The 23061-nt window shown below is 72.3% G+C and carries 21 protein-coding genes and 1 pseudogene; 5 read left to right on the plus strand and 17 right to left on the minus strand.

All coding sequences use genetic code 11. The features are described from left to right. Positions 1–30: 30 nt before the first annotated feature. The 3 genes from OG900_19550 to OG900_19560 all read right to left on the minus strand — a co-directional run bounded on the left by OG900_19550 (position 31) and on the right by OG900_19560 (position 2457). Complete coding sequence (locus OG900_19550; protein WUH92086.1) at positions 31–540, minus strand: universal stress protein; 510 nt, start codon at positions 538–540, stop codon at positions 31–33. Positions 541–783: 243 nt separating this feature from the next. Further along, on the minus strand, positions 784–1548 hold the full coding sequence (locus OG900_19555) for a DUF1206 domain-containing protein (protein WUH92087.1): 765 nt from the start codon (positions 1546–1548) through the stop codon (positions 784–786). A 123-nt stretch (positions 1549–1671) separates the two neighbouring features. Continuing rightward, on the minus strand, positions 1672–2457 hold the full coding sequence (locus OG900_19560; protein ID WUH92088.1) for a hypothetical protein: 786 nt from the start codon (positions 2455–2457) through the stop codon (positions 1672–1674). A 304-nt stretch (positions 2458–2761) separates the two neighbouring features. Here OG900_19560 and OG900_19565 point away from each other — a divergent pair, with 304 nt between their 5' ends. Further along, positions 2762–3178, plus strand: a complete 417-nt coding sequence (locus OG900_19565; GenBank protein WUH92089.1) for an NUDIX hydrolase — start codon at positions 2762–2764, stop codon at positions 3176–3178. A gap of 10 nt (positions 3179–3188) precedes the next feature. Here OG900_19565 and OG900_19570 read toward each other — a convergent pair whose 3' ends face one another. The 6 genes from OG900_19570 to OG900_19595 form a co-directional block, all read right to left on the minus strand. Then, positions 3189–4679, minus strand: coding sequence for a HAMP domain-containing histidine kinase (locus OG900_19570; GenBank protein ID WUH92090.1), 1491 nt, complete (start codon positions 4677–4679; stop codon positions 3189–3191). Positions 4680–4690: 11 nt separating this feature from the next. Beyond that, positions 4691–5422, minus strand: a complete 732-nt coding sequence (locus OG900_19575) for a response regulator transcription factor (protein ID WUH92091.1) — start codon at positions 5420–5422, stop codon at positions 4691–4693. Between the two features lie 103 nt (positions 5423–5525). Beyond that, positions 5526–6311: a hypothetical protein gene (locus tag OG900_19580; GenBank protein WUH92092.1), complete on the minus strand. Its 786-nt coding sequence runs from the start codon at positions 6309–6311 to the stop codon at positions 5526–5528. A 32-nt stretch (positions 6312–6343) separates the two neighbouring features. Continuing rightward, positions 6344–7570 (minus strand): ABC transporter permease, encoded by a 1227-nt coding sequence (locus tag OG900_19585; protein ID WUH92093.1) that lies wholly within the window; start codon positions 7568–7570, stop codon positions 6344–6346. Continuing rightward, the gene (locus OG900_19590; GenBank protein WUH92094.1) at positions 7567–8463 is read right to left on the minus strand and encodes an ABC transporter ATP-binding protein; all 897 of its coding nucleotides are present in this window, start codon (positions 8461–8463) and stop codon (positions 7567–7569) included. Before OG900_19590 ends, OG900_19585 begins: the two co-directional genes overlap by 4 nt. Beyond that, positions 8460–9815 (minus strand): biotin/lipoyl-binding protein, encoded by a 1356-nt coding sequence (locus tag OG900_19595; protein ID WUH92095.1) that lies wholly within the window; start codon positions 9813–9815, stop codon positions 8460–8462. The genes OG900_19590 and OG900_19595 overlap by 4 nt, the downstream gene beginning before the upstream one ends. A gap of 302 nt (positions 9816–10117) precedes the next feature. Here OG900_19595 and OG900_19600 point away from each other — a divergent pair, with 302 nt between their 5' ends. Continuing rightward, positions 10118–10723 (plus strand): hypothetical protein, encoded by a 606-nt coding sequence (locus OG900_19600; protein ID WUH92096.1) that lies wholly within the window; start codon positions 10118–10120, stop codon positions 10721–10723. A gap of 469 nt (positions 10724–11192) precedes the next feature. Here the strand turns inward: OG900_19600 and OG900_19605 are convergent, their stop codons facing one another. The 3 genes from OG900_19605 to OG900_19615 form a co-directional block, all read right to left on the minus strand. Further along, positions 11193–12677, minus strand: coding sequence for an LCP family protein (locus OG900_19605; protein ID WUH92097.1), 1485 nt, complete (start codon positions 12675–12677; stop codon positions 11193–11195). Between the two features lie 221 nt (positions 12678–12898). Then, on the minus strand, positions 12899–13327 hold the full coding sequence (locus tag OG900_19610; protein ID WUH92098.1) for an anti-sigma factor antagonist: 429 nt from the start codon (positions 13325–13327) through the stop codon (positions 12899–12901). Positions 13328–13459: 132 nt separating this feature from the next. Continuing rightward, entirely contained in the window at positions 13460–14326 is an 867-nt protein-coding gene (locus OG900_19615) for a helix-turn-helix domain-containing protein (protein ID WUH92099.1), read from the minus strand. Positions 14327–14506: 180 nt separating this feature from the next. Between OG900_19615 and OG900_19620 the strand changes: the two genes are divergently transcribed. Further along, positions 14507–14989: an ATP-binding protein gene (locus OG900_19620; GenBank protein ID WUH92100.1), complete on the plus strand. Its 483-nt coding sequence runs from the start codon at positions 14507–14509 to the stop codon at positions 14987–14989. A gap of 20 nt (positions 14990–15009) precedes the next feature. Here OG900_19620 and OG900_19625 read toward each other — a convergent pair whose 3' ends face one another. Further along, positions 15010–15261: a DUF397 domain-containing protein gene (locus OG900_19625; GenBank protein ID WUH92101.1), complete on the minus strand. Its 252-nt coding sequence runs from the start codon at positions 15259–15261 to the stop codon at positions 15010–15012. A 233-nt stretch (positions 15262–15494) separates the two neighbouring features. Between OG900_19625 and metG the strand changes: the two genes are divergently transcribed. Next, positions 15495–17225 (plus strand): methionine--tRNA ligase, encoded by a 1731-nt coding sequence (gene metG, locus OG900_19630; protein WUH92102.1) that lies wholly within the window; start codon positions 15495–15497, stop codon positions 17223–17225. Between the two features lie 174 nt (positions 17226–17399). Here metG and OG900_19635 read toward each other — a convergent pair whose 3' ends face one another. From OG900_19635 to aspS, 3 genes are all read right to left on the minus strand, one after another. Next, positions 17400–18146, minus strand: a complete 747-nt coding sequence (locus OG900_19635) for a hypothetical protein (GenBank protein ID WUH92103.1) — start codon at positions 18144–18146, stop codon at positions 17400–17402. Continuing rightward, positions 18139–18648 (minus strand): SigE family RNA polymerase sigma factor, encoded by a 510-nt coding sequence (locus OG900_19640; GenBank protein ID WUH92104.1) that lies wholly within the window; start codon positions 18646–18648, stop codon positions 18139–18141. Before OG900_19640 ends, OG900_19635 begins: the two co-directional genes overlap by 8 nt. A gap of 410 nt (positions 18649–19058) precedes the next feature. Next, positions 19059–20813 carry an aspartate--tRNA ligase gene (aspS, locus tag OG900_19645; GenBank protein WUH95840.1) on the minus strand — a complete coding sequence of 585 codons (1755 nt, stop codon included), beginning with the start codon at positions 20811–20813 and terminating at the stop codon, positions 19059–19061. A gap of 320 nt (positions 20814–21133) precedes the next feature. Here aspS and OG900_19650 point away from each other — a divergent pair. Beyond that, positions 21134–21484 (plus strand): annotated as a pseudogene (locus OG900_19650) (GAF domain-containing protein). A gap of 69 nt (positions 21485–21553) precedes the next feature. Here the strand turns inward: OG900_19650 and OG900_19655 are convergent. After that, positions 21554–22939, minus strand: a complete 1386-nt coding sequence (locus OG900_19655; GenBank protein ID WUH92105.1) for a helix-turn-helix domain-containing protein — start codon at positions 22937–22939, stop codon at positions 21554–21556. Positions 22940–23061: the final 122 nt, after the last annotated feature.

Genomic DNA, 23061 nt, shown 5'->3' on the forward strand with positions numbered 1-23061 from the left:
TCCCCGGTCAGGCCCCGGGACCGGTCCGGCTCACGCCGGGTGGCGCTGGCGCAGTTCTTCGAGCACCCGGGTGGTGTGCCCCAGGTCGCGCATCAGGGCGGGCGGCGGCACCGCGAGGACGGGGCAGCGCGCGTGGGCCAGGCAGTAGCGGGCGACGCCGCCGTGGAAGAGGCGCTGGAAGCCGCCCCGCCTGCCGGTGCTGACCACCAGCAGGTCGTCGGGCCGGTCGGCGAGTGCGACCAAGGCGGTCGCGGGTTCGCCCCTGGCCGTGACGAGCCGCACCCGCACGCCGTACGGGAAACCTCCGAAGGCGTCGCGGAAGGCCTGCTCCAGGCGCGCGGCGGCCGCGTTCTCCAACGCGGCCGGCGGGGAGGGCCAGGGGTTCGTGCGGTGGCCGTGCTCACCGGCGGGCGGCGCCCACGCGAGCACCGCGGTCAGCTCGGCGTCGCGGCGCCTGGCCTCGTCCACGGCGCGGTGCAGCGCCGCCAGGCTCAGCAGCGATCCGCTGACTCCGACGACGACCCGTCCGCCTTGTGCCATCGCGCGCCGCCTCCTTTCCAGTCCTGTCCGTACGCCCTCGGCCCGGTCCCGCACCGCAGGTGCGGTGGAGGCCGCGCACACGGGCGACGCTAGCCCCGCGGGCCCGCGGTTCCCCGCGTACCGGCGGCGTCCTGACGCGTGCTTGACGTCATCGGGCGCGGCCCTGACGCGCCGCTGACGTTGCCGCCGCCGGCTCGCGACATGCGCGCCTCACAACCGGCGCCGGCTCGCGACGTACGCGCCTCACAACCGGCGCCAGCGGGCCGAGGCGAAGGAGAACAGGCCGAACAGGATCAGCCCGGCCGCCACCACGACCAGCAGCCAGGGCCCGGCCGGGGTGTGCGCGAAGGACCGCAGCGTGTCGTCCATGCCCTTGGCCTTGCCCGGGTCGAAGCGGACGGCGGCCACGACCGCGAAGGCGCCCGCGCCCGCGTAGACGCCGCCGCGGGCCGCCCCGCCGCCGGTGCCGGTGACCGTCACGGCGGTCCCGACACGCCGGCCCATGCGCCCGGTCTCCAGCTTCTCGAGGAATTTGCGCCGCACCGCCCGCACCCCGATCACCACGCCCGCCGCGCACAGGCCCAGGCCCAGGGCGCCGACCATCCACCGGCCGCCGGGCAGTTTGAGCAGCGAGGCCGTCACGTCCTTGGACTTCTGGTCACTGCCGGAGCTGCCGCCCGAGCCGGCGGCATAGGTGGCGGTACCCCAGCTCACCACGGCGTAGAAGACCGCGCGGGCGCCGGCGGCGAGCCGCTTGCCGGTGCTCTCGTCGCCGAGGACGGCGCTCGCGCCGCGCCACAGGGCCATGCAGGCGAGGCCCGCGGCCAGCAGCCACAGCAGCCCGGTGCCGAACGGCTGCCGGGCGATCTGCCGCAGGGCGCCCTGGCGGTCCGCCTCGTTGCCGCTCTCGCCGAAGGCGACGCGCAGGGCGAGGTAGCCGACGAGGAGGTAGATCACCCCGCGCGCGGTGAAGCCGGCCCGCCCGGCGGGCCTGAGTACGGCCCGCATCGGCGGCCGTCCGGCCGCCCGGGGCGTTTGGCGCCGTCCATGGATCTGTGCCGACATCGCCGTCTGCCTCTCTGTCTGTGTTGCTGCGGGGCCGTCAGGCCTGTCCGCGTGGATACGGGCCCGTCAGGCGTTCTGGACCGCGACGGAGCCGGAGGTCACCGTGAGGGCGACCCGGTGCGCGGCCGCGGGGTCGCGCGGGACCAGGACCTGGACGTCGGCGGAGGCCGCGGCCGTCGTGACGGCGTAACCGTCGTCGGTGTGCGGCAGGCGTACGGCGACGGACGCGGAGGACGCGTGCACGTCGAGTTCGGTGGGCGCGGCGCCGAAGCCGAGGTCGGCGCTGCCCGACACGACGGTGATGTCGGCGTGCGAGGGCCGCAGGTCCCGGGTGGTGAGCTGGAGCGAGGAGCCGTCGAGGCTGAGGTCGCCGCCGAGCCCTTCGAGCACGGCCACGCCGGAGGTCTGCCGCAGCCGCAGCCCGGTGTGCTGGGGCAGCACCAGGAAAAGGGTGCCCGCACAGGGCTGCAAGGCGCCGTCGCCGTCCGCGCAGCCCACGGTCAGGGTGCCGCCCGAGGTGCTGCCGTGCAGGACGGCGGGCCTGCCGTCGGCGCGGTGGTAGCTGCCGGTGACCGCGTGCGCGTCGGGGTCCGCGGTCACCTGGACGGTGCCTGACACCGCGTCGACCACGACCGTGCCGGCGTCGGCGGCCCGGAAGCCGTACGTGCTGTGCGCGGGCCAGTCCCGGCCGCCGTCACCGCTGCCGTCGCCGTCGCCGTCGTGCGCGGCCACGACCAGGCCGACGGTGACGGCGAGCACCACGGCGAGCCCGGCCGCGAGCACACCGGTGTGTAGCCGGCGGGGAGGCCGCGGCGGCCTTGTCGGTCTCGGCGGCACATCTGCTGTGTCCATGGCGGGCGCCTTCCCCGGCCCTGCGATGGCACGCCTGGGCAGCACCCGGGGCCGGGGAAGGCGCGCCGGCTCCTCACGACCCGGCACCTACGACTCCCTGACCGCCTTCGACTGCACAGCCCTCAACGCCCCCTCACCGCCAGGCGTTGGCCCCGCTCCCGCCCCGGTGAAGAGCCGGGTGGGCTCCTCGAAGCCGTGGACCCGGTGGTGCGGGTCGTGGGTAGGGTCGTCGTCCTGGCCGGGGAGGCTCGGGAGTGCGACGCCGTCGCATTCCGCCGATCACCGCGGCTCTGGAGGACCAGTCATGAACGACCAGCCGATCGGGGAGCGTCCGGGGATCGCGGCCGCGGTCATCGTCCATGAAGGGCGGGTCCTCATGGTTCGGCGGCGGGTGGCCGAGGGGCGGTTGTCCTGGCAGTTCCCGGCGGGGGAGATCGAGCCCGGGGAGACACCGCGGGCGGCGGCCGTGCGGGAGACGCGGGAGGAGACCGGGCTTCAGGTCGCCGCGGGTGAGGTGCTCGGGAAGCGGGTGCATCCGCAGACGAAGCGGCTCATGTCGTACACCGCCTGCCATGTCACCGACGGCTCCGCCTATGTGGCGGACACCGAGGAGCTGGCGGAGCTGGCCTGGTGCGCGCACGGCGAGCTGGCCGCGTATGTGCCCTACGGGCTCTTCGCGCCGGTGCGGGACTATCTCGACGCGGCCCTGGGCGGTGGCTGACGGCGGGGGGTCAGGCCGAGGGGAGGCGGATGCGGAAGGTGGCTCCGTGGCCCGGGGAGGTGTCCAGTTCGACGTGGCCGCCGTGGGCGGTGATCAGGGCCGCGGCTATGGACAGGCCGAGGCCCGCGCCGCCGCCGGTGGCGCGGGTGCGGGAGGCGTCGGTGCGGTAGAAGCGCTCGAAGACGCGGGCGGCCTGGGCGGGGGTGAGGCCGGGGCCGGTGTCGGCGACTTCGAGGACGCCGTGGCCGTCGGCGGTGCCGACGCCGATGCGGACGGGGGTGCCGGGCGGGGTGTGGGCGACGGCATTGCCGACGAGGTTGGCGACGACCTGGCGCAGCCGGGCCTCGTCGCCCAGGACGGGGGCGGGGGCGGGGGGCCCTGAGCCGGGTCCGGTGAGGGTGACCTCGCGGGTCGGGTCGAGCGCGGTGGTGTCGTGGAGGGCGTCGACCGCGAGGGTGCGCAGGTCCATCGGGGCGAGCTGGACCGGGCGCAGCTCCTCGGTGCGGACCAGCGTCAGCAGGTCCTCGACCAGGCCGCCGAGGCGTACGGCCTCGCTCTCGATACGGGCCATGGTCCGCTTGACGTCGGCGTCGTCGGGCAGCGCGCCCATCCGGTGGAGCTCGGCGAATCCGCGGATGCCGGCCAGCGGGGTGCGCAGCTCGTGGCTGGCGTCGGCGACGAAGCGCCGCATCTGGTCCTCGGACTCGGCGCGGGCGGCGAAGGCCGACTCGATCTGGGCGAGCATGCCGTTGAGCGCGTAGGACAGCCGGCCGGCCTCGGTACGCGGTGAGGCGGCGGGCATGCGGTGGGACAGCGGGCGGCCCGCGGCGATCTCGGCGGCGGTCGCCTCGATCCGCCGCAGCGGCCGCAGCCCGGCCCGTACCGCGAACCAGCCCGCCACCCCGAGCAGCGCCACGACGACCGCGCCGATCAGCACGAAGGCGGTGCTGAGCCGGTCGGTGGTGGAGGACACCTCGTCCAGCGAGGCCGCGACGACGACGCCGGCCGGCAGCGTACGGCTCGGGGAGGCGGCGGTGACCGGCACGATCAGCACCCGCCAGCGGCCGCCGCCGTGGTCGCTGGCCACGCTGAAGGGCGTGCCCGTGTGCGCGGCGAGCGCGGCCGCGTCCATGGCGGGCCACAGCGGGCGCGGGTCGCCGGCCGCCACCGGCAGCCGGAACTGGTCGGAGACCTTCCCGTCGGCCGCGGCGAAGGCCACCACGAACTGGCTGGGCAGCCACGGCCGGTTGCCGTTGCCCGGCCGGATGTTGCGCGGCGCCGGGATGCCCTCGGTGCCGAGCCGCTGCGCGAGCGGGCCGCCGTAGCGCTCCAGCTGCTGGTCGACCCGCTGCACGAGCTGGCTGCGCACCGAGCCGAGCACCACCGTGTCGCTGACCGCGAGGCCCAGCAGCACCAGCACCAGCGACAGCAGCACGAGGCGGGAGCGCAGCGACAGCGCGGAGGGCCGCAAGGACCTGAGCGCGATCGGGAGGCGGCCCATGGCAGGCGCGCTCACGCCTGCGCGGGGCGGCGCAGCACGTAGCCGACGCCCCGGACGGTGTGGATGAGCTTGGCGGCGCCGTCCCCGCCCGAGTCGACCTTGCGCCGCACGTAGGAGATGTACGACTCGACGATGCTCAGGTCGCCGCCGAAGTCGTACGCCCACACGTGGTCGAGTATCTGCGGCTTGGAGACGACCCGGTCGGCGTTGGCCATCAGGTAGGCGAGCAGCTTGAACTCGGTGGGGGACAGCGACACCGGGCGGCCGGCCCGCAGCACCTGGTGGCCGACCGTGTCCAGCTCCAGGTCGCCGGCGACCAGCCGCCCGTCGTCGGTGCCGCCGCCGGTGCGGCGCAGGATCGCCCGGATGCGGGCGATCAGCTCCTCCAGGCTGAAGGGCTTGGTGACGTAGTCGTCGCCGCCGGCCGTCAGGCCGCTGATCTTGTCCTCGACGCCGTCCTTGGCGGTGAGGAAGAGCACCGGCAGCCGGTCGTCGGCCCCGGCGCGCGGGTGCGGGCCGGCCTCCTCGCGCAGCCGCCTGACGACGGCGAAGCCGTTCATGTCGGGCAGCATCACGTCGAGCACGACCAGGTCGGGCCGCTCACGGGCGACGGCGGCCAGCGCGTCGGCGCCGGTCGCGGCGGAGACGACCTTGAAGCCGACGAAGCGCAGGGACGCCGACAGCAGCTCCCTGATGTTCGGTTCGTCGTCCACCACCAGCAGGCTGGCCTCGGGCGTGTCCATCGAGCGACCTCCCGGCCCTGGGTGTGCGGCCGTACGGTGCCGCGACGTGCTGTCGCCGGGCACCGTACGCCTCGGAGCTGTGAGCGGACATGGAGCGGCGGGGTCAGTTCCCGCCGCCCGCGGTGCCGCCCGCGCCGCCGCCGAAGCCGCCGAAGCCGCCGAAGCCGGTCGGCTGCGTGGCGCCCTCGGTGACGGTGGTGGCGGCGACGTCGCCGGACGCGCCCTTGCTGCCGCGTACGGTCACCGTCTGGCCGGGCTTGAGGTCGGTGACCTTGCCGTCCTTGGACTCGGTGACCTTGGTGGACGCGCCGGTGGTGACCTTGACGATGTCGCCCTGCGCGTCGGTGACGTAGATGGTGCTGCCGTCGACCAGCTTGACGGTGCCGAAGGTCAGCCCGGCGGCGCCGCCGCCCGCGCCCGCCGTCGTACCCGTGCCGGCGGTGGCGCCGCCGCCGAAGCGTCCCGTGCCCGTACCGGCCGTGGTGCCGCCGCCGAAGCGGCTCGCGCCCGCACCGGCGGCCGCGGCGCCGCGGCCGCCGGTGAGCCCGGCGAAGGGATTGCCGGCGGACGCGGTGTCGTTCAGGTGGTGCTTCTCGACCAGCGCGCCGCCCGCGAAGGCGGCCGCCGCGACGACCCCGGCCGACAGCAGCAGCGTCAGCCACGGCAGCTTGCGGCGCGGCGGGGCGGCCAGCTCGGCGGAGATGTCCCGGGCGTCCGGCGGCTGCGCCAGTACGTCCTCGGGCCGCTCGCCCGGCAGCCCGCCGCGGCCCTCCACGATGTCGGAACCGCGCAGGATCTCGATCCCGCCTGCGCCCTGCTCAGGGACGAGCGGCAGCAGGTCCGTGCCGGAGTCGTCCGCCTTGACCAGCTCGGAACGGCGTCGCGCCATCTCGGCTTCTCCCTTGTGTCTGAAAACTGTGGTCACTCGTGCCGCAGGGCCTCGATGGGCCGCAGGCTCGCCGCCCGGTTGGCCGGGTAGCTGCCGAAGAACAGCCCGATGGCCACCGCGATGGCGAAGGCGCCCCACACCGAGGCCGGTATGACGACCGGTCTGATGCCGACGATCCTGAAGTGCGAGCCGATCAGCCCGGCCACCACCCCGAGCCCGCCGCCGATCAGCGACAGCAGTGTCGACTCGGCGAGGAACTGCCCGAGGATGACGCCCTTGGGGGCGCCGATCGCCTTGCGGATGCCGATCTCCCGGGTCCGCTCGGTCACCGTGACCAGCATGATGTTGGTGATGCCGATCCCGCCGACCAGCAGCGAGATCGCGGCGACCGCCCCGAGCAGCACCGTGAAGGTCCTGTCGGTGTCGGACTGGGTGCTCAGCAGGGACTCCTGGCTGCTGACCCGGAAGTCCAGCGAGTTGGCGTCCTTGATGCCGTGCGTGCCCATCAGCACGGTGGTGATCTCGTTCTGCGCGGGCGTGGTGGCGTCCGCGGACTTCGCCTCGACCAGGATCTGGCTGACCGGGCCGAAGCCGGTGAAGGCGTTCTGCACGGTCGGCAGCGGTGCGACCACCGTGTCGTCCGGGTCCTGGAAGCCGGTGCCGCCCTTGGTGGCCAGCACACCGACCACGGTGAAGGGGGTGCCGCCGATGACGACCTTCTTGCCGACCGGGCTCGCCGTCCCGAAGAGGTCGGTGGCGGTGGTCGAGCCGATCACCGCGACCTTGCGGGAGTTGAGCACGTCGTCGGCGGAGAAGTAGTCGCCCTTGTCCACCTTGCTGTTGGACGCCTCGAAATACGCCGGGTAGGTGCCGACGACCTGGCCGACGGTGTGCGAGGTGCCCTGGTAGATCGCCGTCTGGGACGTGGTGACCTCGGGCGCCACCGACTTGACGTGGGGCGCGGAGGCCGGGTCGGCGAGCGCGCGGGCGTCGTCCACGGTCAGCGGCTTGGTGCCGCTGCTGCTCGTGGAGCGCCCGCCGCCGCCGAAGGCTCCGCCCGAACCCGAGGAGATGGTCAGCGAGTTGGTGCCCAGCTTCTCGATGGAGTCCTTGACCGACTGCGACGAGCCGTTGCCGACCGCCAGCAGGATGATCACGGCGGCGACGCCGATCAGGACGCCCAGCATGGTCAGCGCCGACCGCACCTTGTTGGCGGCCAGGCCGCCGACGGCGAAGCGCAGTGTCTCGAAGGGGTTCACCGCGACGCACCCCCCGCCTCGGTGAGCGCGTGCGGGGCGAGCGCGGCGAAGACCGCGGGGTCGCGCAGCGCGGGCGGCGGCCCGTCGGCCGGTGCCTGCCGCACGTCGGCGACCACCTGCCCGTCGACCAGGCGCACCACGCGCTTGGCGTGCCGGGCGACCTCGTCCTCGTGGGTGATCAGGACGACGGTGCGCCCCGACGCGTTGAGCCGGTCCACGATCGAGAGCACTTCCTCCGTGCTGTGGCTGTCCAGATTGCCGGTCGGCTCGTCGGCGAGCAGCATCGCGGGCGCGGTGACCAGCGCCCTGGCCACCGCTACGCGCTGCTGCTGGCCGCCGGACAGCTCGTTGGGCCGGTGGTCGACCCGGTCGGCGAGGCCGACCAGGGCGAGCGCGGCCAGCGCGCGCCGCCGGCGCTCCGCGGTCTTCACGCCCGCGTAGGCCAGCGGCAGTTCGACCTGGGCCAGCGCAGGGGTTCGCGGCACCAGGTTGAACGACTGGAAGACGAAGCCGATCTTGCGGTTGCGCACCAGCGACAGCTGGTGCTCGTCGAGGCCGCCGACGTCGATGCCGTCCAGCAGGTAGCGGCCCGAGGTCGGCACGTCGAGGCAGCCGAGGATGTTCATCAGGGTCGACTTGCCCGACCCCGAGCTGCCCATCACCGCGACCATGTCGCCCTGTTCGACCAGCAGGTCGACGCCGGGCGACTCGCCGGTCGCCGGGTCGGGCGGGCCGCCGAGCGCCCGTACCGTCGCGTCGCCGTGGCCGTACGTCTTGAGCAGCGACCGCACCTCGATGACCGGCGGCGGACCCCAGGGGCCCTCCTCCACCGGCGCCTCGGGCGCGCTTCCTCCGCGGTGGGCGCCGGCCCTGCCGCCCAGGCCGAGCCTCATCCGCGTGCCCCGCCGCCGCCTGCGCCGCGGAAGCCGCCCGCGCCGCCGGCCGCGCCGCCGAAGCGGCCCGTGCCGCCACCGCCGAAGCCGCCGGGGAAGGCGCCGCTCGGGAAGCCGTTGCCGCCGGCCGAGGCGACCGTCGGGATCTGCACCTGCTGGCCCTCGGCCAGACCGCTGGTGATCTGGTCGGTGGAGTCGCCCTCGATGCCGACCGTCACGGGGGTACGGGTCGTGGACCCGTCCGCATTGACCAGCAGGACCGTACGGTTGGCGCCCGTGCCGGACACCGCGGCGGTTGGCACGCTCAGCGCGTCACTGGCCGAACCCGTCGTGACCTGGATGCTGGCGCTCAGGCCCGTGCGCAGATTCGATGTGTCGCCGGTGATCTGGAGCGTGGCCGCGTATTGCACCGCGCTGCCCGACGAACCCGACCCGGACCCGGAGCCGCTGCTGACCGGGAGCGAACTCACCGACAGCACCTTGGCGTCGAGGACCGTGCCGGACTCGGCATTGAGCGTGACCGTGGCGGACTGCCCCGCCTTGACCTTCAGCGAGTCGGCCTCCGAGAAGTCCGCGGTGACCTGCATGCCGGCGGGGTTGGTCAGCACGATGAAGCCGCTGAGCGAGGTCGAGGAGGAGGACGAGGAGCCGGCGGCGGAGCCGCTGCCGCTGCTGCCAGAACCCGAACCCGAGCCGCTGCCGCCGGTGCCGGACACCGTGTCGCCCTTGGCCGAGGCCACCGAGGCCACCGTGCCGGCCACCGGGGCCTTCAGCGTGGTGCCGTCGACCGCGCGCCGGGCGGCGTCGACGGCATTCTGCGCCTGCGTCAACTGAGCCTGCGCCTGGGCGAGTTGGGCGGGGTCCACGGTGGGCGTGGGAGACGGGGTGGGGCTGGCGGGAACGTCGCCGTCACGGCCCGAACTCCCGCTGCTGCCCGCGTTGCCGGCGGACGCGGGCAGCTCGCCCGCCTCGACCTTCGTCAGATTCGCCTCCGCCGCGGTCAGCGAGGCCTCGTCCTGCTGGAGCGTCGCCTTCGCGTCCGTGGCGTCGACCCTGGCCAGCACCTGGCCCTTCTTGACCTTGTCACCCGGCTTGACGTCCACCTCGGTGAGCGTGCCGCCGGTGGTGAAGTTCAGCCCCGCGTCGCTGGGCGAGGCGAGCGAGCCGGAGCCGGACACCGTGGCGAGCACCGTGCTCTTGGCGACGGTCGCCACCCGCGCGGTGCCGCTGCCGGCGGACTTGCCGCCGTCGTCGTGCACGGCGGCGTAGGCGCCGCCGACGCCCGCGAGGACGACCACGCCGAGCACCGAGTTGATCAGGGCGGCCCTGCGCCGCCGTGGGAGCACCTTCATGGCGCGCATCCTCGCCGCCCACGCCTTTGAAGGCCTGGGAGGAAACTGGGAGTTCACTGGGAGCGCGAAGCGCTTTTTTACGGGCCGAGGCCGCATTTCGGGCACCGCTGTGCCGGGTCCGGGTGCCGATGGGCGTTCTGTTCCCCGGGAACTCACAGGCGGCGCCCGGGGGGCGCCTACCTCCGTGCGGTTCAGTCATGGGCTGCCGCCCTGTGTTGGCCCCCGCTCATCCCCGCGCGCACGCGCAGGGCGGCCCACCGCTTTTCGCCTCTGCCTTCGCCACCGCCCGAGGAGACCCGGCCATGACCTGGACCCCCACCACCGCACAGCGGGCCGGCGCGTCCGTCGCCGTCCTCGCCTCGGCGGCGCTTCTGCTCGCGGCGTGCTCGTCGGGTACGTCCGGCTCGCCGGCCGCCGACGCGAAGCCGTCGGGCTCGGCCACCACGTCGACCGCGTCGGGCTCGGGGGCGATGACGGCGTATCGCGACTGCCTGTCGCAGCACGGCGTGCAGCTGCCCAGCTTCGCCCCGCGCACCGGGCGGCCGTCCGGGCGACCGTCAGGGCGCCCCAGCGGACGCCCCAGCGGGGGCGGGGGCTTCGGTGGCTTCGGCGGTGGCTTCGGCGGGGCGTCCGCCGATCCCAAGACGCAGGCGGCGATGCAGGCCTGCGAGGCGCTGCGGCCGCAGTTCTCCGGCCGCAGCGGGGGCGCCGACTCCAGTGCCTTCCAGGCCTTCACGAGCTGCCTCAAGGACCACGGGGTCACCCTCCCGACCGCGTCCCCCGGCACCAACCGCTCCCGCGGCGGGATGTTCGGAGCGGGCCTCAACACGTCCGACCCGAAAATCGCCAAGGCCTACACGACCTGCAAGCCCCTCCTCCCCCAACGCCCTTCGCCTGCGGCGAGCTGATCCACCCCCCGTGCGGGGTGCTGTTCACGTCCCTACCCGCGGCCCGGTGGATGGCTGAGCGCGCGGTTCCCCGCGCCCCTGGGTGATTGCCACTTGCGGTAGCCGTTCGCCTATCCCGCCTCGCCGGCGGGGCGCTCCGTTCTCCCCCAGAGCTTCGCCTGGGGGCACCCCCACGCACCCCTGAAAAACGCTCACCCTCCAGCGCAGAGCCCAGCCCCTGCCAGGGGCAAACGCTGGGCGCAGGAAGGCGCAGGCCAAAAGGGGCGCGGGGAACTGCGCGACAAGCCACGGCGGACCGCAACTGTGAACGCAACAGGACGAGGCACCCACCCAGGGGCGCGGGGAACTGCGCGCTCAGCCACCCACACAGCGCAAGTGTGGTGTCCGTAACAGCACCCCGCAGGGAGCGGCGCGCGCAGCTACGGCGCCGGCACCGCGGGGTGCGTCATGGCGACCCCGCAGGGGGTGTTCAGCCGTAGCTGAGCTTGGAGCACGGGTCCGCGTCAGCGCTCCGCGCCTGCTTGCTGAGGTCCGTGGACGGCTTCGGCGTCGTGGACGCCGGCGTACCCGCCTTCGCGGCGGCAGCCGCGTAATCCGTGCCGAGCACGACATTCACCCCGCTCGTGTCGAGCTGCACGAGCTGCGCCCCGGGAAAGAGCTTCGCGACCGTGTCCGCGTGCGCCTTCGCCTCCGCGCCGGCGCCGTATTCGATGCGCGTGACCGTGTGGTCCTTGGTCTTCGCGTTCGTGGCGTTCATGACGGTGAAGCCGTCCGCCTTGAGCAGGGTGGCCGCCTTGCCGGCGAGGCCGCCCGTGTAGGTGCCGTTGTAGACGGAGACCATGATCCCGGTGCCGTCGACCGTGGCGCTGGGGGTCGGGGTGGGGGTGGTCTTGCCGGAGGCGTTGACGCCTTCGAGGGTGCGGTCGGCGCGCAGCTCGGCGAAGAGGTCGTCCACGGCGGGGTGGACGAGGTCTATGCGGGAGCCGGAGTATTTCCAGGGCGCGGTGATGAACTGGATGTTCTTCAGGTCGATGTTCTTGAGCGACAGCCCGAAGGACATCAGTTTGGCGGCGCTGCCGAGCCCGGGGTCGACGGTGAGCGACTTGGTGGCCGCGTTGGCCAGCGGCAGCAGCGTCGTCGGGTTCATGCCCTGGCCCTTGATCTTGCTGATCAGGGCGGACAGGAAGGCCTGCTGCCGCAGCATGCGGCCGACGTCGGAGTTGTCGCCGACTCCGTGCCTGACCCGGACGTAGTCGAGGGCCTGCTGGCCCTGGAGGTTCTGCATCCCGGCCTTGAGGACGACCTTGCCCTTGTGGCCGAGGTTGGGGTTCATGTCGCCCTGGTAGATGTTGTTCGGGACGCAGACCTCGACGCCGTGGACGGCGGAGGTCATGGCGGCGAATCCGGCGAAGTCGACGACCATCGTGTGGTCGACCCGCAGTCCCGACAGCTTCTCGATGGTGTTCTGGGTGCAGGCCGGGTTGCCCTTGACCGTGTCGCCCACCGAGAAGGCGGAGTTGAACATCGCGGAGGGCTGGTCCTTGGACCACTTGCCGTCGGGGAGCAGGCAGGGGGGTATGTCGACGAGCGAGTCGCGGGGTATGGATATGCCCACCGCGTGTTTGTGGTCGGGGTAGACGTGCAGCAGGATCGTGGTGTCCGAGCGGCCTATGGGGCCGGACTTGGATCCGCCGAGCTTGCCGTTCTCGCCGGCGCGGGTGTCGGAGCCTATGAGCAGGACGTTGACGGCCTTGTCGCCGTTGGCGTCGGCCTGGGCCGCCGAGGGGCGGTTCTTGCTGAGGCCCGCGGAGTCGAAGGTCGCGATGTTGGCGTTCAGCTTGAGGTAGATCGCTCCCGCACCACCGACGAGCAGCACCACGAACGAGACCACGACCGCGATGATCCAGCGTTTGCGGTTGTGCTTACGTTCCGGCTTGCGCCCACGAACGCCCATTCCCTTACACCTTCGGTTCGGTGGCACCCGCACACATCACGACGAAGCCCCAACGTTTATCAGTTCACCCGGCCCTGACGTATGACGCCGGTCACATTGGCGCCGGGAAGGACGTCTGTCCAGCCAGACACTGTACGGCGTCAACATTTGGGTGACGCAAAGACAGCGTGGAGTGACGGATTCCGGCCTGGGGGCGGACCCGGGAAGGGTGGCGGGCGGCCTCAGTCCCGCAGCGCCTCGTCCAGGGTGAGCACCGGGAGGAAGACCGTGTCGAGGCCGGTCATGGCCAGGAGTTTGCGGGTCGGCCGGTGGGCGCAGACCATCGCGGTCCTGCCGCCGCGCTCGATCACCCGGCGGCGGGCGCGCACCAGCAGCGCGAGGCCGAAGCAGTCGATGAATTCGAGCGGCCCGAGGTCGAAGACCACCAGCAGCGGCAGCGGCCACAGGGCGGCCGCGTCGAGGTGCGGGTGGACGCCGTGCGCGCTGCCGAGGTCGATCTCGCCGGCCAGCTCCACGACGGTGGCCTGCCGGAGCCGGTAGGTGCGGGCGTACGGCGTCGGCGCCGGCAGTACGTCGCCGAGCCGGCGGCTGAATTCCGGCCGGTCCTCGCGGTTCGCGCCCGCGCGGTCGCCGTTGACCCCCTCGTGCACCCGTCCCCCCGTCCCCCTGGCATGACGTGCGTAACCGTAGCGGCGACGCGGTGCCGTCGGGGAGGGCGCCAGGGGGAAACCATGCCGTTATTCACCCGGAGGGGTGAAGATCGGCCAAAAAAGACCGAAAGGTCACAACTCCCGCTGGAATGTGTTCAGCCAGTCGAGCGAGTCGGCGGGGCTCAGCGCGAGCCGCCCCAGCGCGGTCATGGCCTTGTCGTATTCGACGACCTCGTCGTGCTTGTCGATGTAGAGCGCGCCGGTCAGCTGCTCCAGATAGACCAGGTCGGGCAGGTCGGACTCGGGGAAGCTGAGCAGGGTGAAGGCACCGCCGCCGGCCGCGTGGCCGCCGATGGCGAAGGGCAGGACGCGTACGTCCACGTTGGGCGCCTCCGCGGCCTCCAGCACGTGCTGGATCTGGTCCCGCATCACCTGCCGGGTGCCGAACGGTCGGCGCAGCGCACCCTCGTCCATCACGGCGACGAAGTGCGGTGCCCGCTCGGAGACGAGCAGCTTCTGCCGCTCCAGGCGTAGGCCGACTCGTCTTTCCACCCAGGAGTCGGCTCCTTCAGGATGACCGAGCCGGATCACCTGCCGTATGTAGTCCTCGGTCTGCAACAGGCCGTGCACGAACTGCACCTCGAAGGTGCGGATGAGCGCCGCCGACTCCTCCAGACCGACATAGGTCTGGAACCAGGTGGGCATCACCTCGCCGTATCCGTGCCACCAGCCGGCCGCGTTGGCCTCTCTCACGAGTCCGAGCATGGCGAGCCGCTCACCCTCCTCGGTGACGCCGTACAGCGTCAGCAGATCGGCGACATCCCGCTCCTTGAAGCTGACTCTGCCCAGCTCCATGCGGCTGATCTTCGACTCCGACGCCCGGATGGAATACCCGGCGTCCTCCCGGCTGATCCCCCGCGACTCACGCAGCCGCCGCAGCTGCGCTCCGAGCAGCATTCGTCGCACGATGGACCCGCCTCCCGGCTGCCCTGCGCTCATAGGTCACGCTCCGCCCTTGGTTCATCAGCAGTCTGCCACTAATGGCTTGCGCGCAGTACCCGTCCCGTCACTCTGGATCGTCACGTGCATCAATTCCTTGCAGATGCACGTGCAGACGCTCTTGCATCCCCAGGGTGGAATCCCTGAGCATGGAACCGTGCAGATACTCCGGGGGCACGCATGAAGGCAGAGGCCGCACCTGTGCTCGACCCGTTATGGCAAGGCGTGCTCGCGCCCGAGCGACTTGCCGCGGGTCACGGCGCCACGTGCGAGCTGCCCGCCGCCCTGGAGTCGGTGCGTGAGGCCCGTCACTTCACCCGCTCGACACTCCAGCACTGGGACCTGGCCGCGCTGCTCGACTCCATGGAGCTGGTGGCGTCGGAGCTGGTCACCAACGCGCTGCGCTACGCGGTTCCGGTCGGCACGCCCGGCGCGCCGGTGCGGCTGAGCCTGGTGCGCTGGACCAGCCGGGTGGTCTGTGCCGTACGCGACCCGAGCGGTGTGGCACCGGTCACGAAAGACCCTGACTTCGTGGCCGAGACCGGTCGCGGACTGCACCTGGTGGACTCCTTCAGCGAGAACTGGGGATGGCACCCGCTGAGCGGTACGGGGAAGGTCGTCTGGGCGCTGTTCCTGGTCTCGCCGACCGGCCAGCGCGGGTAGGGGCGTGACGCGTCAGGGCGTCACGGCCCGGCCACCAGCGGCATCAGATGGTCGAACTCGCCCGCCTTCACCCCGATGATCATCGACTCGATCTCCGCCCGGGTGTAAATCAGCGCGGGACCGTCCGGAAAGCGTGAATTGCGTACGGCAACGTCGCCGTCGGGCAGTGCCGCGAACTCCACACATGTGCCATTGGCATTGCTGTGTCTGCTCTTCTGCCAGACCACGCCCGCGAGATCTTCTGCGGCCATTCCATTGTGTGTCCGGCGCATCAGCCACTCCCCAAAAGTGCCGTGTGGTACAGGAGATGATAACTCGTGGGGCGAGCACGTGCATGTGCACGTGCAAGTGCACGTGCAGTCACAGCGCGTCATCTTGGAGAGCGCTCTGACCTGAACCTGACCGGAATGTGAATGCGGCGACGGTTACCCGGCTACGGTCCGATACGATTGACGGTCCGTAGATGAATTCCTCACTCCGCGCTACGAATTGGGAGCAGCCTGCAATGGCTCGTCACCTCATCACCTCAGCCCTGCCCTATATCAACGGGATCAAGCACCTGGGCAACATGGTGGGGTCCATGCTCCCCGCGGACGTCTACGCCAGGTATCTGAGGCAGCGTGGACACGATGTGCTCTACATCTGCGCCACCGACGAACACGGCACTCCGGCGGAACTCGGCGCGAAGGAGGCCGGCCTTCCTGTCGATGTCTTCTGCGCCCGCGCGCACGACGCCCAAAAGGCCGTCTACGACGGCTTCGCACTGTCCTTCGACTACTTCGGCCGCAGCTCCTCCGCGCAGAACGTGGACATCACCCAGCGCTTCGCACGCCGGCTGAACGAGAACGGCTTCATCGAGGAGCGGGCGATCCGCCAGGTCTACTCGCTGACCGACGAGCGCTTCCTGCCCGACCGCTACATCGTCGGCACCTGCCCGCACTGCGGCTACGACAAGGCCCGCGGCGACCAGTGCGAGAACTGCACCCGGGTGCTCGACCCCACCGACCTGATCGAGCCGCGCTCGGCCATCAGCGGCAGCAGCGCGCTGGAGATCAGGGAGACCAAGCACCTCTTCCTCCTCCAGTCCAAGCTGGCCGCCGAGGTCGAGGCCTGGCTCGACGCGAACAGCGACGACTGGCCGACCCTGGCGTCCTCGATCGCCCGCAAATGGCTCACGGAGGGCCTGCGCGACCGGGCTATCACCCGCGATCTCGACTGGGGTGTGCCCGTGCCCGCCGACACCTGGCCTGAGCTTGCCGCCGAGGGCAAAGTCTTCTACGTCTGGTTCGACGCCCCGATCGAGTACATCGGTTCCACCAAGGAATGGTCCGACGCGGCCCCCGAAGGCGAAACGCGCGACTGGCAGTCGTGGTGGTACGAAGCCGACGAGAGCGTCCGCTACACGCAGTTCATGGGCAAGGACAACGTGCCCTTCCACACCGTGATGTTCCCCGCCACCCAACTGGGCACCAGGGAGCCGTGGAAGAAGGTCGACTTCGTCAAGGCCTTCAACTGGCTGAACTACTACGGGGGGAAGTTCTCCACCTCCCAGCGCCGCGGCGTCTTCACCGAGGCCGCGCTCGAACTGCTGCCCGCCGACTACTGGCGCTACTTCCTGATGGCCAATGCGCCCGAGTCCGACGACACCTCCTTCACCTGGGAGCTGTTCGCGGCCGGCGTCAACAAGGATCTCGCCGACACCCTCGGCAATTTCGTCAACCGGGTGCTCTCCTTCTCCCGCAAGCGCTTCGGCGACGAGGTGCCTGCCGGTGCGCCGGCCGGCGAGGCGGAGGCGAAGCTCGGCGAGCAGATCGCCGGGCTGCTCGCCGAATACGAGGGCCACATGGAGGCCATGCAGTTCCGCAAGGCGGCCCAGTCGCTGCGGGCGCTGTGGAGCGCGGGCAACTCCTATCTGGAGGAGAAGGCCCCCTGGATGGAGATCAAGACCGACCAGGACGGCGCCGCGCTGACCCTGCGCACCGCGATGAACCTGATCCACCTCTACGCCGTCGTCTCCGAACCCTTCATCCCGGCCTCGGCCGCCGCGATGCGGGCCGCCTTCGCACTGCCCGAGGACGACGCGCGCTGGGTCACCGCGGCCGAGGCCCGCACCCTGGCCTCGGTCCCGGCCGGTACGCCCTTCACCGTGCCGCCGGTGCTCTTCGCGAAGATCACCGACGACGAGCTGGCCTCGTACGTCGACCGCTTCGGCGGCGACCCGGACGCCGCCGCGTAGGGTCGGGCACCGCCGCGCGCCCGTGTGCCGCCGATTCGTCGAACGGCACCGGGCGCAGCGGCCCCTCCTCCGGCAGCCGCGACCGCCGGGCGCCCGTGGCCGGGGTGCACGCGGCGGCCAGCGCCGCGGCCAGCCCGAGCACCGCGCCCCGCCGGCCGATCGCCGCCGGACCGCTCATCCGAAGTCCGCGGACGCCAGCAGGTCGGTGACCCGCGCCAGTTGGGCGGCCGAGGGGTGCGCCAGGCAGGCCGTCGCCCACACCAGCGTGCCCGTCGCCGCCGAGCCGGTCATCGTCCGCCCCATCTGCCGGGTGCCGTTGACCGTACGGCAGGACGTGTACGGCGCCACGTCGGCGAGCGGCAGGTCCAAGCTGTGGAAATCATCCACCTGGACCTTGTTCTGCCGGAGGTTGAACATCACCAGCACCCCGTCCTTGGCCAATACGCGGGCCAGCGGGGTGCAGAAGCCGTCCAGGGCGTGCGCGCAACCGCCCTGGGGCAGCACCAGTGTCTGCGACGAGAGGAAAACGCTGCTCGTGGCCGGGTCCTGGAGTATCCGCCAGCCCGGCGGCGGCCGCAGCCGCAGCCCGTCCATGCCGGAGGGCCGGTAGCCGTCGTCCGATGGTGACGTCGTGCCCGGACCGTACGTCGTCGGGCCGTGCGCGGCCGGCGTCGTCCGCACCACGGCGGGGCCGCTGGTCGCCACCACCGCGGGAGCCGCCCCGCCGCCGTCCGGACGCAGCAGTCCGGGCGCGGTCAGCAGGCCCGCCGCCACCGCGAGCACCGCGCCCCCGGTGACCGCGGCCGTACGCCGCCGGCGCCGCCTGACCCGCTCGCGGATCCGCTCAAGCCGCTGCGCGGGGGCGGGCGGCTGGGGCACCGCCCGCTCCAGCAGCACCCGCAGCTCGTCCTCCTCAGTCACGCGACTCACCGCCGTCCGCCGTCACCGCGGCCGGCAGCCGCCCGCGCAGCGTCCGCAACGCCTTGGCCGCCTGGCTCTTCACCGTGCCCTCCGAACACCCCAGCGCCTCCGCGGTCTCGGTCACGCTCAGATCCTCGAAGTACCGCAGCACCACCACGGCCCGCTGCCGCAGCGGCAACGCCCGCACCGCGGCGGCGAGCGCCTGCTCCAGGTCCACCCCGGCGTACGCGTCCTCCGCGAGCGCCCGGTCCGGCACATCCCCGTGCGGCACCTCCCCCCGCCACCGCCGCCGCCACCACGAGGCATGCGTGTGCACCAACGCTCGGCGTACGTACGCCTCCGGGTTCTCCTCGGCGATCCGGTGCCACTTCGGCCACACCTTGGCCAGCACGGTCTGCAACAGGTCCTCTGCGAGGTGCGCGTCCCCCGTGAGCAGCCACGCCACACGCAGCAGCCGTTGCCCCCGCGCCGCAACGAACTGCTCGAACCCGCCCTCGCCCACGGAATATCCTCCCCACACCACATAAACGCCCTGGGCCTCCGGCCCGGTTGCCTGGAAGACGTCCCCTCTGCGCAGGGGGGTGCCCTTCAGGGGCGCGGGGCTGCATCTGATCTGCGGCTGGCGCCGCGTGGGCGCGTCACGTGGCGACGGACCGCCACCACCCCAGGGGCGCGGGGCTGCATCTGATCTGCGGCTGGCGCCGCGTGGGCGCGTCACGTGGCGACGGACCGCCACCACCCCAGGGGCGCGGGGAACTGCGCGCTCAGCCCACCACCGGCCGGTGGTCCGGGGCGGACCGATCAGCCCCTCACGGCCGGTGGCGACGTGCAGCCCGTCGACGGCCGACCGCGCCGTTCCCCGCGCCCCTAGGGGGCGCCCCCTGGCGCAAAGGGGCCCGGGGGCGCCGGGGGTTACTTCCGGCGGAGCTGGATGTGCAGCTCGCGGAGGCGGGTCTCCGTGACCTCCGACGGCGCACCCATCAGAAGGTCCTGCGCGTGCTGGTTGAGCGGGAACGCAATGGTCTCGCGGATGTTCGGCTCGTCCGCGAGCAGCATGACCATGCGGTCGACGCCCGGCGCGATGCCGCCGTGGGGGGGCGCGCCGAAGTGGAAGGCGCGCAGCATGCCGCCGAACTCCGCCTCGACGGTCTCGCGGGAGTAGCCCGCGATCTCGAACGCCTTGTACATCACGGCCGGCTCGTGGTTGCGGATCGCGCCGGAGGACAGCTCGATGCCGTTGCAGACGATGTCGTACTGCCAGGCGAGGATGTCCAGTGGGTCCTTCGTCTCCAGCGCTTCGAGGCCGCCCTGCGGCATCGAGAACGGGTTGTGCGAGAACTCGACCGCCCCGGTGTCCTCGTTGCGCTCGAACATCGGGAAGTCGACGATCCAGCAGAAGCGGAAGACGCCCTCGTCGTAGTGCCCGGCACGCTTGGCGGCCTCGACGCGGACGGGGCCCATGATCTTCGAGACGTCGTCGAAGTCGCCGGCGCCGAAGAAGATCGCGGTGCCGGGCTCGGCGCCGACCGCGGTGACGAGCGCGGCCACGTCGTCCTCGGTGAGGAATTTGGCGATCGGCCCGGTCAGCGCGTTCTCCTCGCCGACCCGGACCCAGGCCAGGCCCTGCGCGCCGAGCGAGACGGCGTATTCGCCGAGCTGGTCGAAGAACTTGCGCGGCTGCTCGGCGGTGCCGGGCACCGCGAGGGCGCGTACGTGCTTGCCGGCGAAGGCCTTGAAGCCGGAGCCGGCGAAGATGTCGGAGACGTCGACCAGTTCGAGCGCGGTGCGCAGGTCCGGCTTGTCGTTGCCGTACTTGAGCATCGACGTGCGGAAGGGGATGCGCGGGAAGGGCGAGGTGACGGTGCGGCCGCCGCCCAGCTCGGTGAACAGGTCGGTCATCACCTTCTCGATGACGCCGAAGACGTCCTCCTGCTCGACGAAGCTCATCTCGACGTCGAGCTGGTAGAACTCGCCGGGCGAGCGGTCGGCGCGCGAGTCCTCGTCGCGGAAGCAGGGCGCGATCTGGAAGTAGCGGTCGAAGCCGGAGATCATCAGCAGCTGCTTGAACTGCTGCGGGGCCTGCGGGAGCGCGTAGAAGCGGCCGGCGTGCACCCGGGAGGGCACCAGGAAGTCGCGGGCGCCCTCGGGGGAGGTGGCCGACAGGATCGGGGTGGCCATCTCGTTGAAGCCCAGCGCGGTCATCTCGCGGCGCAGGAAGGAGATGACCTGGGTGCGCAGCATGATGTTGCGGTGCATGCGCTGGCGGCGCAGGTCCAGGAAGCGGTTGGTGAGCCGCATCTCCTCGTTGGCGCTGTCCTCGGGGAAGACCGGGAAGGGCAGCGGGTCGGCGGCGCCGAGCACCTCCAGCGAGGTCACGTCGACCTCGATGCCGCCGGTCGGCAGTTCGGGGTTGACGTTCTCCGCCGAACGGGCCAGGACCCGGCCGTCGACACGGACCACGGACTCCTTGGACTGGCTGCTCAGCTCGTCGTAGACGGGCGATCCCGGGCGCACCACCAGCTGGGTGAAGCCGTAGTGGTCGCGCAGGTCGACGAAGAGGATGCCGCCCAGGTCACGGCGATTGTGCAGCCAGCCGGACAGGCGGACGTCGGTGTCGACGTCGGTGGCGCGCAGCTCTCCGCAGGTGTGTGACCGGTACCGGTGCATCGTGGTCTCGTCCAAGTCGTCAGGTCGTCGCGAGGGTGGGGTCCCGCACAGCCTACCGGCGCCGGGGGCGCCTCCTCATCCGCGTATACGCGGCATGCACGGGGTGGGCACATGAGCCCATAGCATCCAAGACCCCATAAACTGGGGCAATGCACTCCGAGGACGTCCTCGCCGCGCTGGGCTCAGGCCTCTGGCAGCGGAGGGCGCGGTCGCGGAGTCCCTGGTCAGGGTGGTCGGCGACGACGGTGCGGTGCTGCGTACGCTGCGGGTCCGGGTGGCGCCGCGCGGGCGGTTGATCAGCGGCGCCCTGCACGAGGTGCGCGGTGGTGGCCCGCACCGGCCGCGCGGTCTACGTGACCTCGCCGGAGGAGTACGCCCAGCGCTTCCCGGCGGCCTGGCCGGTGGTCAAGCCCTACGGGCGGGTGTCGTGGGCGTATCTGCCGCTGACCGTGGCCGGGACCACGATCGGCGCCTGGCTGGCGGCCTTCCGTGAGCCCGTCGCCTCCACCCCCGACGAGCGCTCGGTGCTCACCACGGTGGCCCGGCTGCTCGGCCAGGCCCTGTCCCGGGCGGGTCTGCACGAGTCGGAGCGGGAGCTGACCGACGGCATCCAGCGCAGGATACTGCCGGCGCGCAAGCCCGGCGTCAGCGGGATGGCGGTGGCCGCCCGCGCGGCGACGGCAAGTCGGCGTGGTTCGAGCTGTACGAGACGTCACGGGCGCCCTCGGGGCCCGGACCTGTCAGCCCGTGACCTTCTTCCAGGGGCCGCCCGGACCGCACTCGTAGCGGGGCCGGCCGACACTGGCGCTGGTCCGGAAGGAGCTGCCGTCGTCGTCGATGCGGATGGTGCCGTGGCGGCTGCCACTGGACCACTCCAGGGTGAGGTTCCAGCGGACGTCGTGCGCGGCGGTGTGGGCGGTGACGTAGAAGACCTCGGGGTCGGACTCGCTCACCTTGTAGGGGAAGGCGCGCTGGCCGTTCTTGACGGTGACCGCGGGGCTGCCGCTGTCCAGGTCGACGTCGAAGGACTTGGTGTCGACATTGCCGCCGCAGCCGGACATCGAGTAGTCGTTCCAGGCGAGCGGGGCGCCCTTGGTGACGACGTCGGCGTGCAGCGCCTCCAGGACGACGGTGTCCGCACCCGTGCCCTGGACGGTGAGGGCGACCCGCTGGTCGCGCGAGGCGACGGCGCCGTATGTGGCGGCCCACTGCGCGGCGTCCTGCGGCTCCGGCGCGACGCCCACGTGCGCGGGTGCCTTGTCGACGAGGAAGTGCGTGCACGGGTCGTCGTAGGTGTAGGGGCGGACGCTCACGGTGAGCGGGGCGGGAAGGGTCCCGCTGGAGGTGGCGGACCCGGCTGGCGCGTGGTGCGCGGGTCCGCTGCTCCGCGAGGCGGACGCTGACGCCGGCGCGGACGGAGGCGCTGACGAAGGCGCGGACGCGGATTCGGTGGAAGCGGAGGCGGTCGGCTCCTTGGCGCCGGTCGGGCCGCTGCTCGCGACGCCCGCGGCCGCCTTCAGGCTCCGGGCGTCCTTCCCGCCGCCACCCCACAACGGGTGTGCGACGAGCACCGCGGTGACCAGGACGGCGGCCGCCGCGGCGGAGGCCGTCAGCGCGGTGCGCCTGCGGCGCGGCGGCGCCGGCCGCCGCGGCACGTGGACGACGACCGGCTCGTCCGGGTCGTCTTCCTCGTCCTCGCCGCGTCCGGGTGATGGCGCGGCGCTCCGCGCCGATACGGACTCGGCCGGGCCTTCCGCCTCCCGGGGCGTCTCCTCCGCCACGGCCGCTTCCGCGGGAGCCTCGTCCGGGTCGGCCGTCCCGGCACGTACCGCCGCCGCGTGGTCCGCCTTGAGCCGGCGCTCCTCGTCCGCGAGGACCCAGCGCCGGTGCAATTCGACGAGTTCCCGCGGTGTCGCCCTGCACAACCGAGCCAGGCGCTCCACCGGCGCGTACTCGCCCGGAATCGAGGCGCCCTGGCCGTAGCGGTGCAGCGTCGACGTGCTCATGTGCAGCCGCTTGGCCAGTGCCCCGTAGCTCAGGCCCGAGCGGTCCTTGAGCTCGCGCAGCAGCCGCGCGAATTCCTCGGCCGCCGCGCCCTCCCCTGTACCCGACACTCGCTCCCCCATCCCCATCCCCCGGCGTCCCGTTCCGCGTCCCAGGGGAATCGTATCCCCCCTGGTCAGGGGCGATTTCGCCATCCCATCGTCCCAAACCGGCGGCCATGCCTGGCCGTTGGGACGGATCCCCC

This window comes from Streptomyces sp. NBC_00433 (assembly GCA_036015235.1).
In the GTDB taxonomy this organism is placed as follows: domain Bacteria; phylum Actinomycetota; class Actinomycetes; order Streptomycetales; family Streptomycetaceae; genus Actinacidiphila.

Bases quoted from the DNA above. Each gene is read 5' to 3' on its own strand.
- OG900_19600 (WUH92096.1), top strand. From the start codon at position 10,118: ATGACCTGGACCCCCACCACCGCACAGCGGGCCGGCGCGTCCGTCGCC.
- metG (WUH92102.1), top strand. From the start codon at position 15,495: ATGGCTCGTCACCTCATCACCTCAGCCCTGCCCTATATCAACGGGATC.
- OG900_19625 (WUH92101.1), bottom strand. From the start codon at position 15,261: ATGCGCCGGACACACAATGGAATGGCCGCAGAAGATCTCGCGGGCGTG.
- aspS (WUH95840.1), bottom strand. From the start codon at position 20,813: ATGCACCGGTACCGGTCACACACCTGCGGAGAGCTGCGCGCCACCGAC.
- OG900_19655 (WUH92105.1), bottom strand. From the start codon at position 22,939: ATGGGGGAGCGAGTGTCGGGTACAGGGGAGGGCGCGGCGGCCGAGGAA.
- OG900_19555 (WUH92087.1), bottom strand. From the start codon at position 1,548: ATGCGGGCCGTACTCAGGCCCGCCGGGCGGGCCGGCTTCACCGCGCGC.
- OG900_19615 (WUH92099.1), bottom strand. From the start codon at position 14,326: ATGAGCGCAGGGCAGCCGGGAGGCGGGTCCATCGTGCGACGAATGCTG.
- OG900_19620 (WUH92100.1), top strand. From the start codon at position 14,507: ATGAAGGCAGAGGCCGCACCTGTGCTCGACCCGTTATGGCAAGGCGTG.
- OG900_19565 (WUH92089.1), top strand. From the start codon at position 2,762: ATGAACGACCAGCCGATCGGGGAGCGTCCGGGGATCGCGGCCGCGGTC.
- OG900_19605 (WUH92097.1), bottom strand. From the start codon at position 12,677: ATGGGCGTTCGTGGGCGCAAGCCGGAACGTAAGCACAACCGCAAACGC.
- OG900_19580 (WUH92092.1), bottom strand. From the start codon at position 6,311: ATGGCGCGACGCCGTTCCGAGCTGGTCAAGGCGGACGACTCCGGCACG.
- OG900_19595 (WUH92095.1), bottom strand. From the start codon at position 9,815: ATGAAGGTGCTCCCACGGCGGCGCAGGGCCGCCCTGATCAACTCGGTG.
- OG900_19590 (WUH92094.1), bottom strand. From the start codon at position 8,463: ATGAGGCTCGGCCTGGGCGGCAGGGCCGGCGCCCACCGCGGAGGAAGC.
- OG900_19560 (WUH92088.1), bottom strand. From the start codon at position 2,457: ATGGACACAGCAGATGTGCCGCCGAGACCGACAAGGCCGCCGCGGCCT.
- OG900_19575 (WUH92091.1), bottom strand. From the start codon at position 5,422: ATGGACACGCCCGAGGCCAGCCTGCTGGTGGTGGACGACGAACCGAAC.
- OG900_19570 (WUH92090.1), bottom strand. From the start codon at position 4,679: ATGGGCCGCCTCCCGATCGCGCTCAGGTCCTTGCGGCCCTCCGCGCTG.
- OG900_19550 (WUH92086.1), bottom strand. From the start codon at position 540: ATGGCACAAGGCGGACGGGTCGTCGTCGGAGTCAGCGGATCGCTGCTG.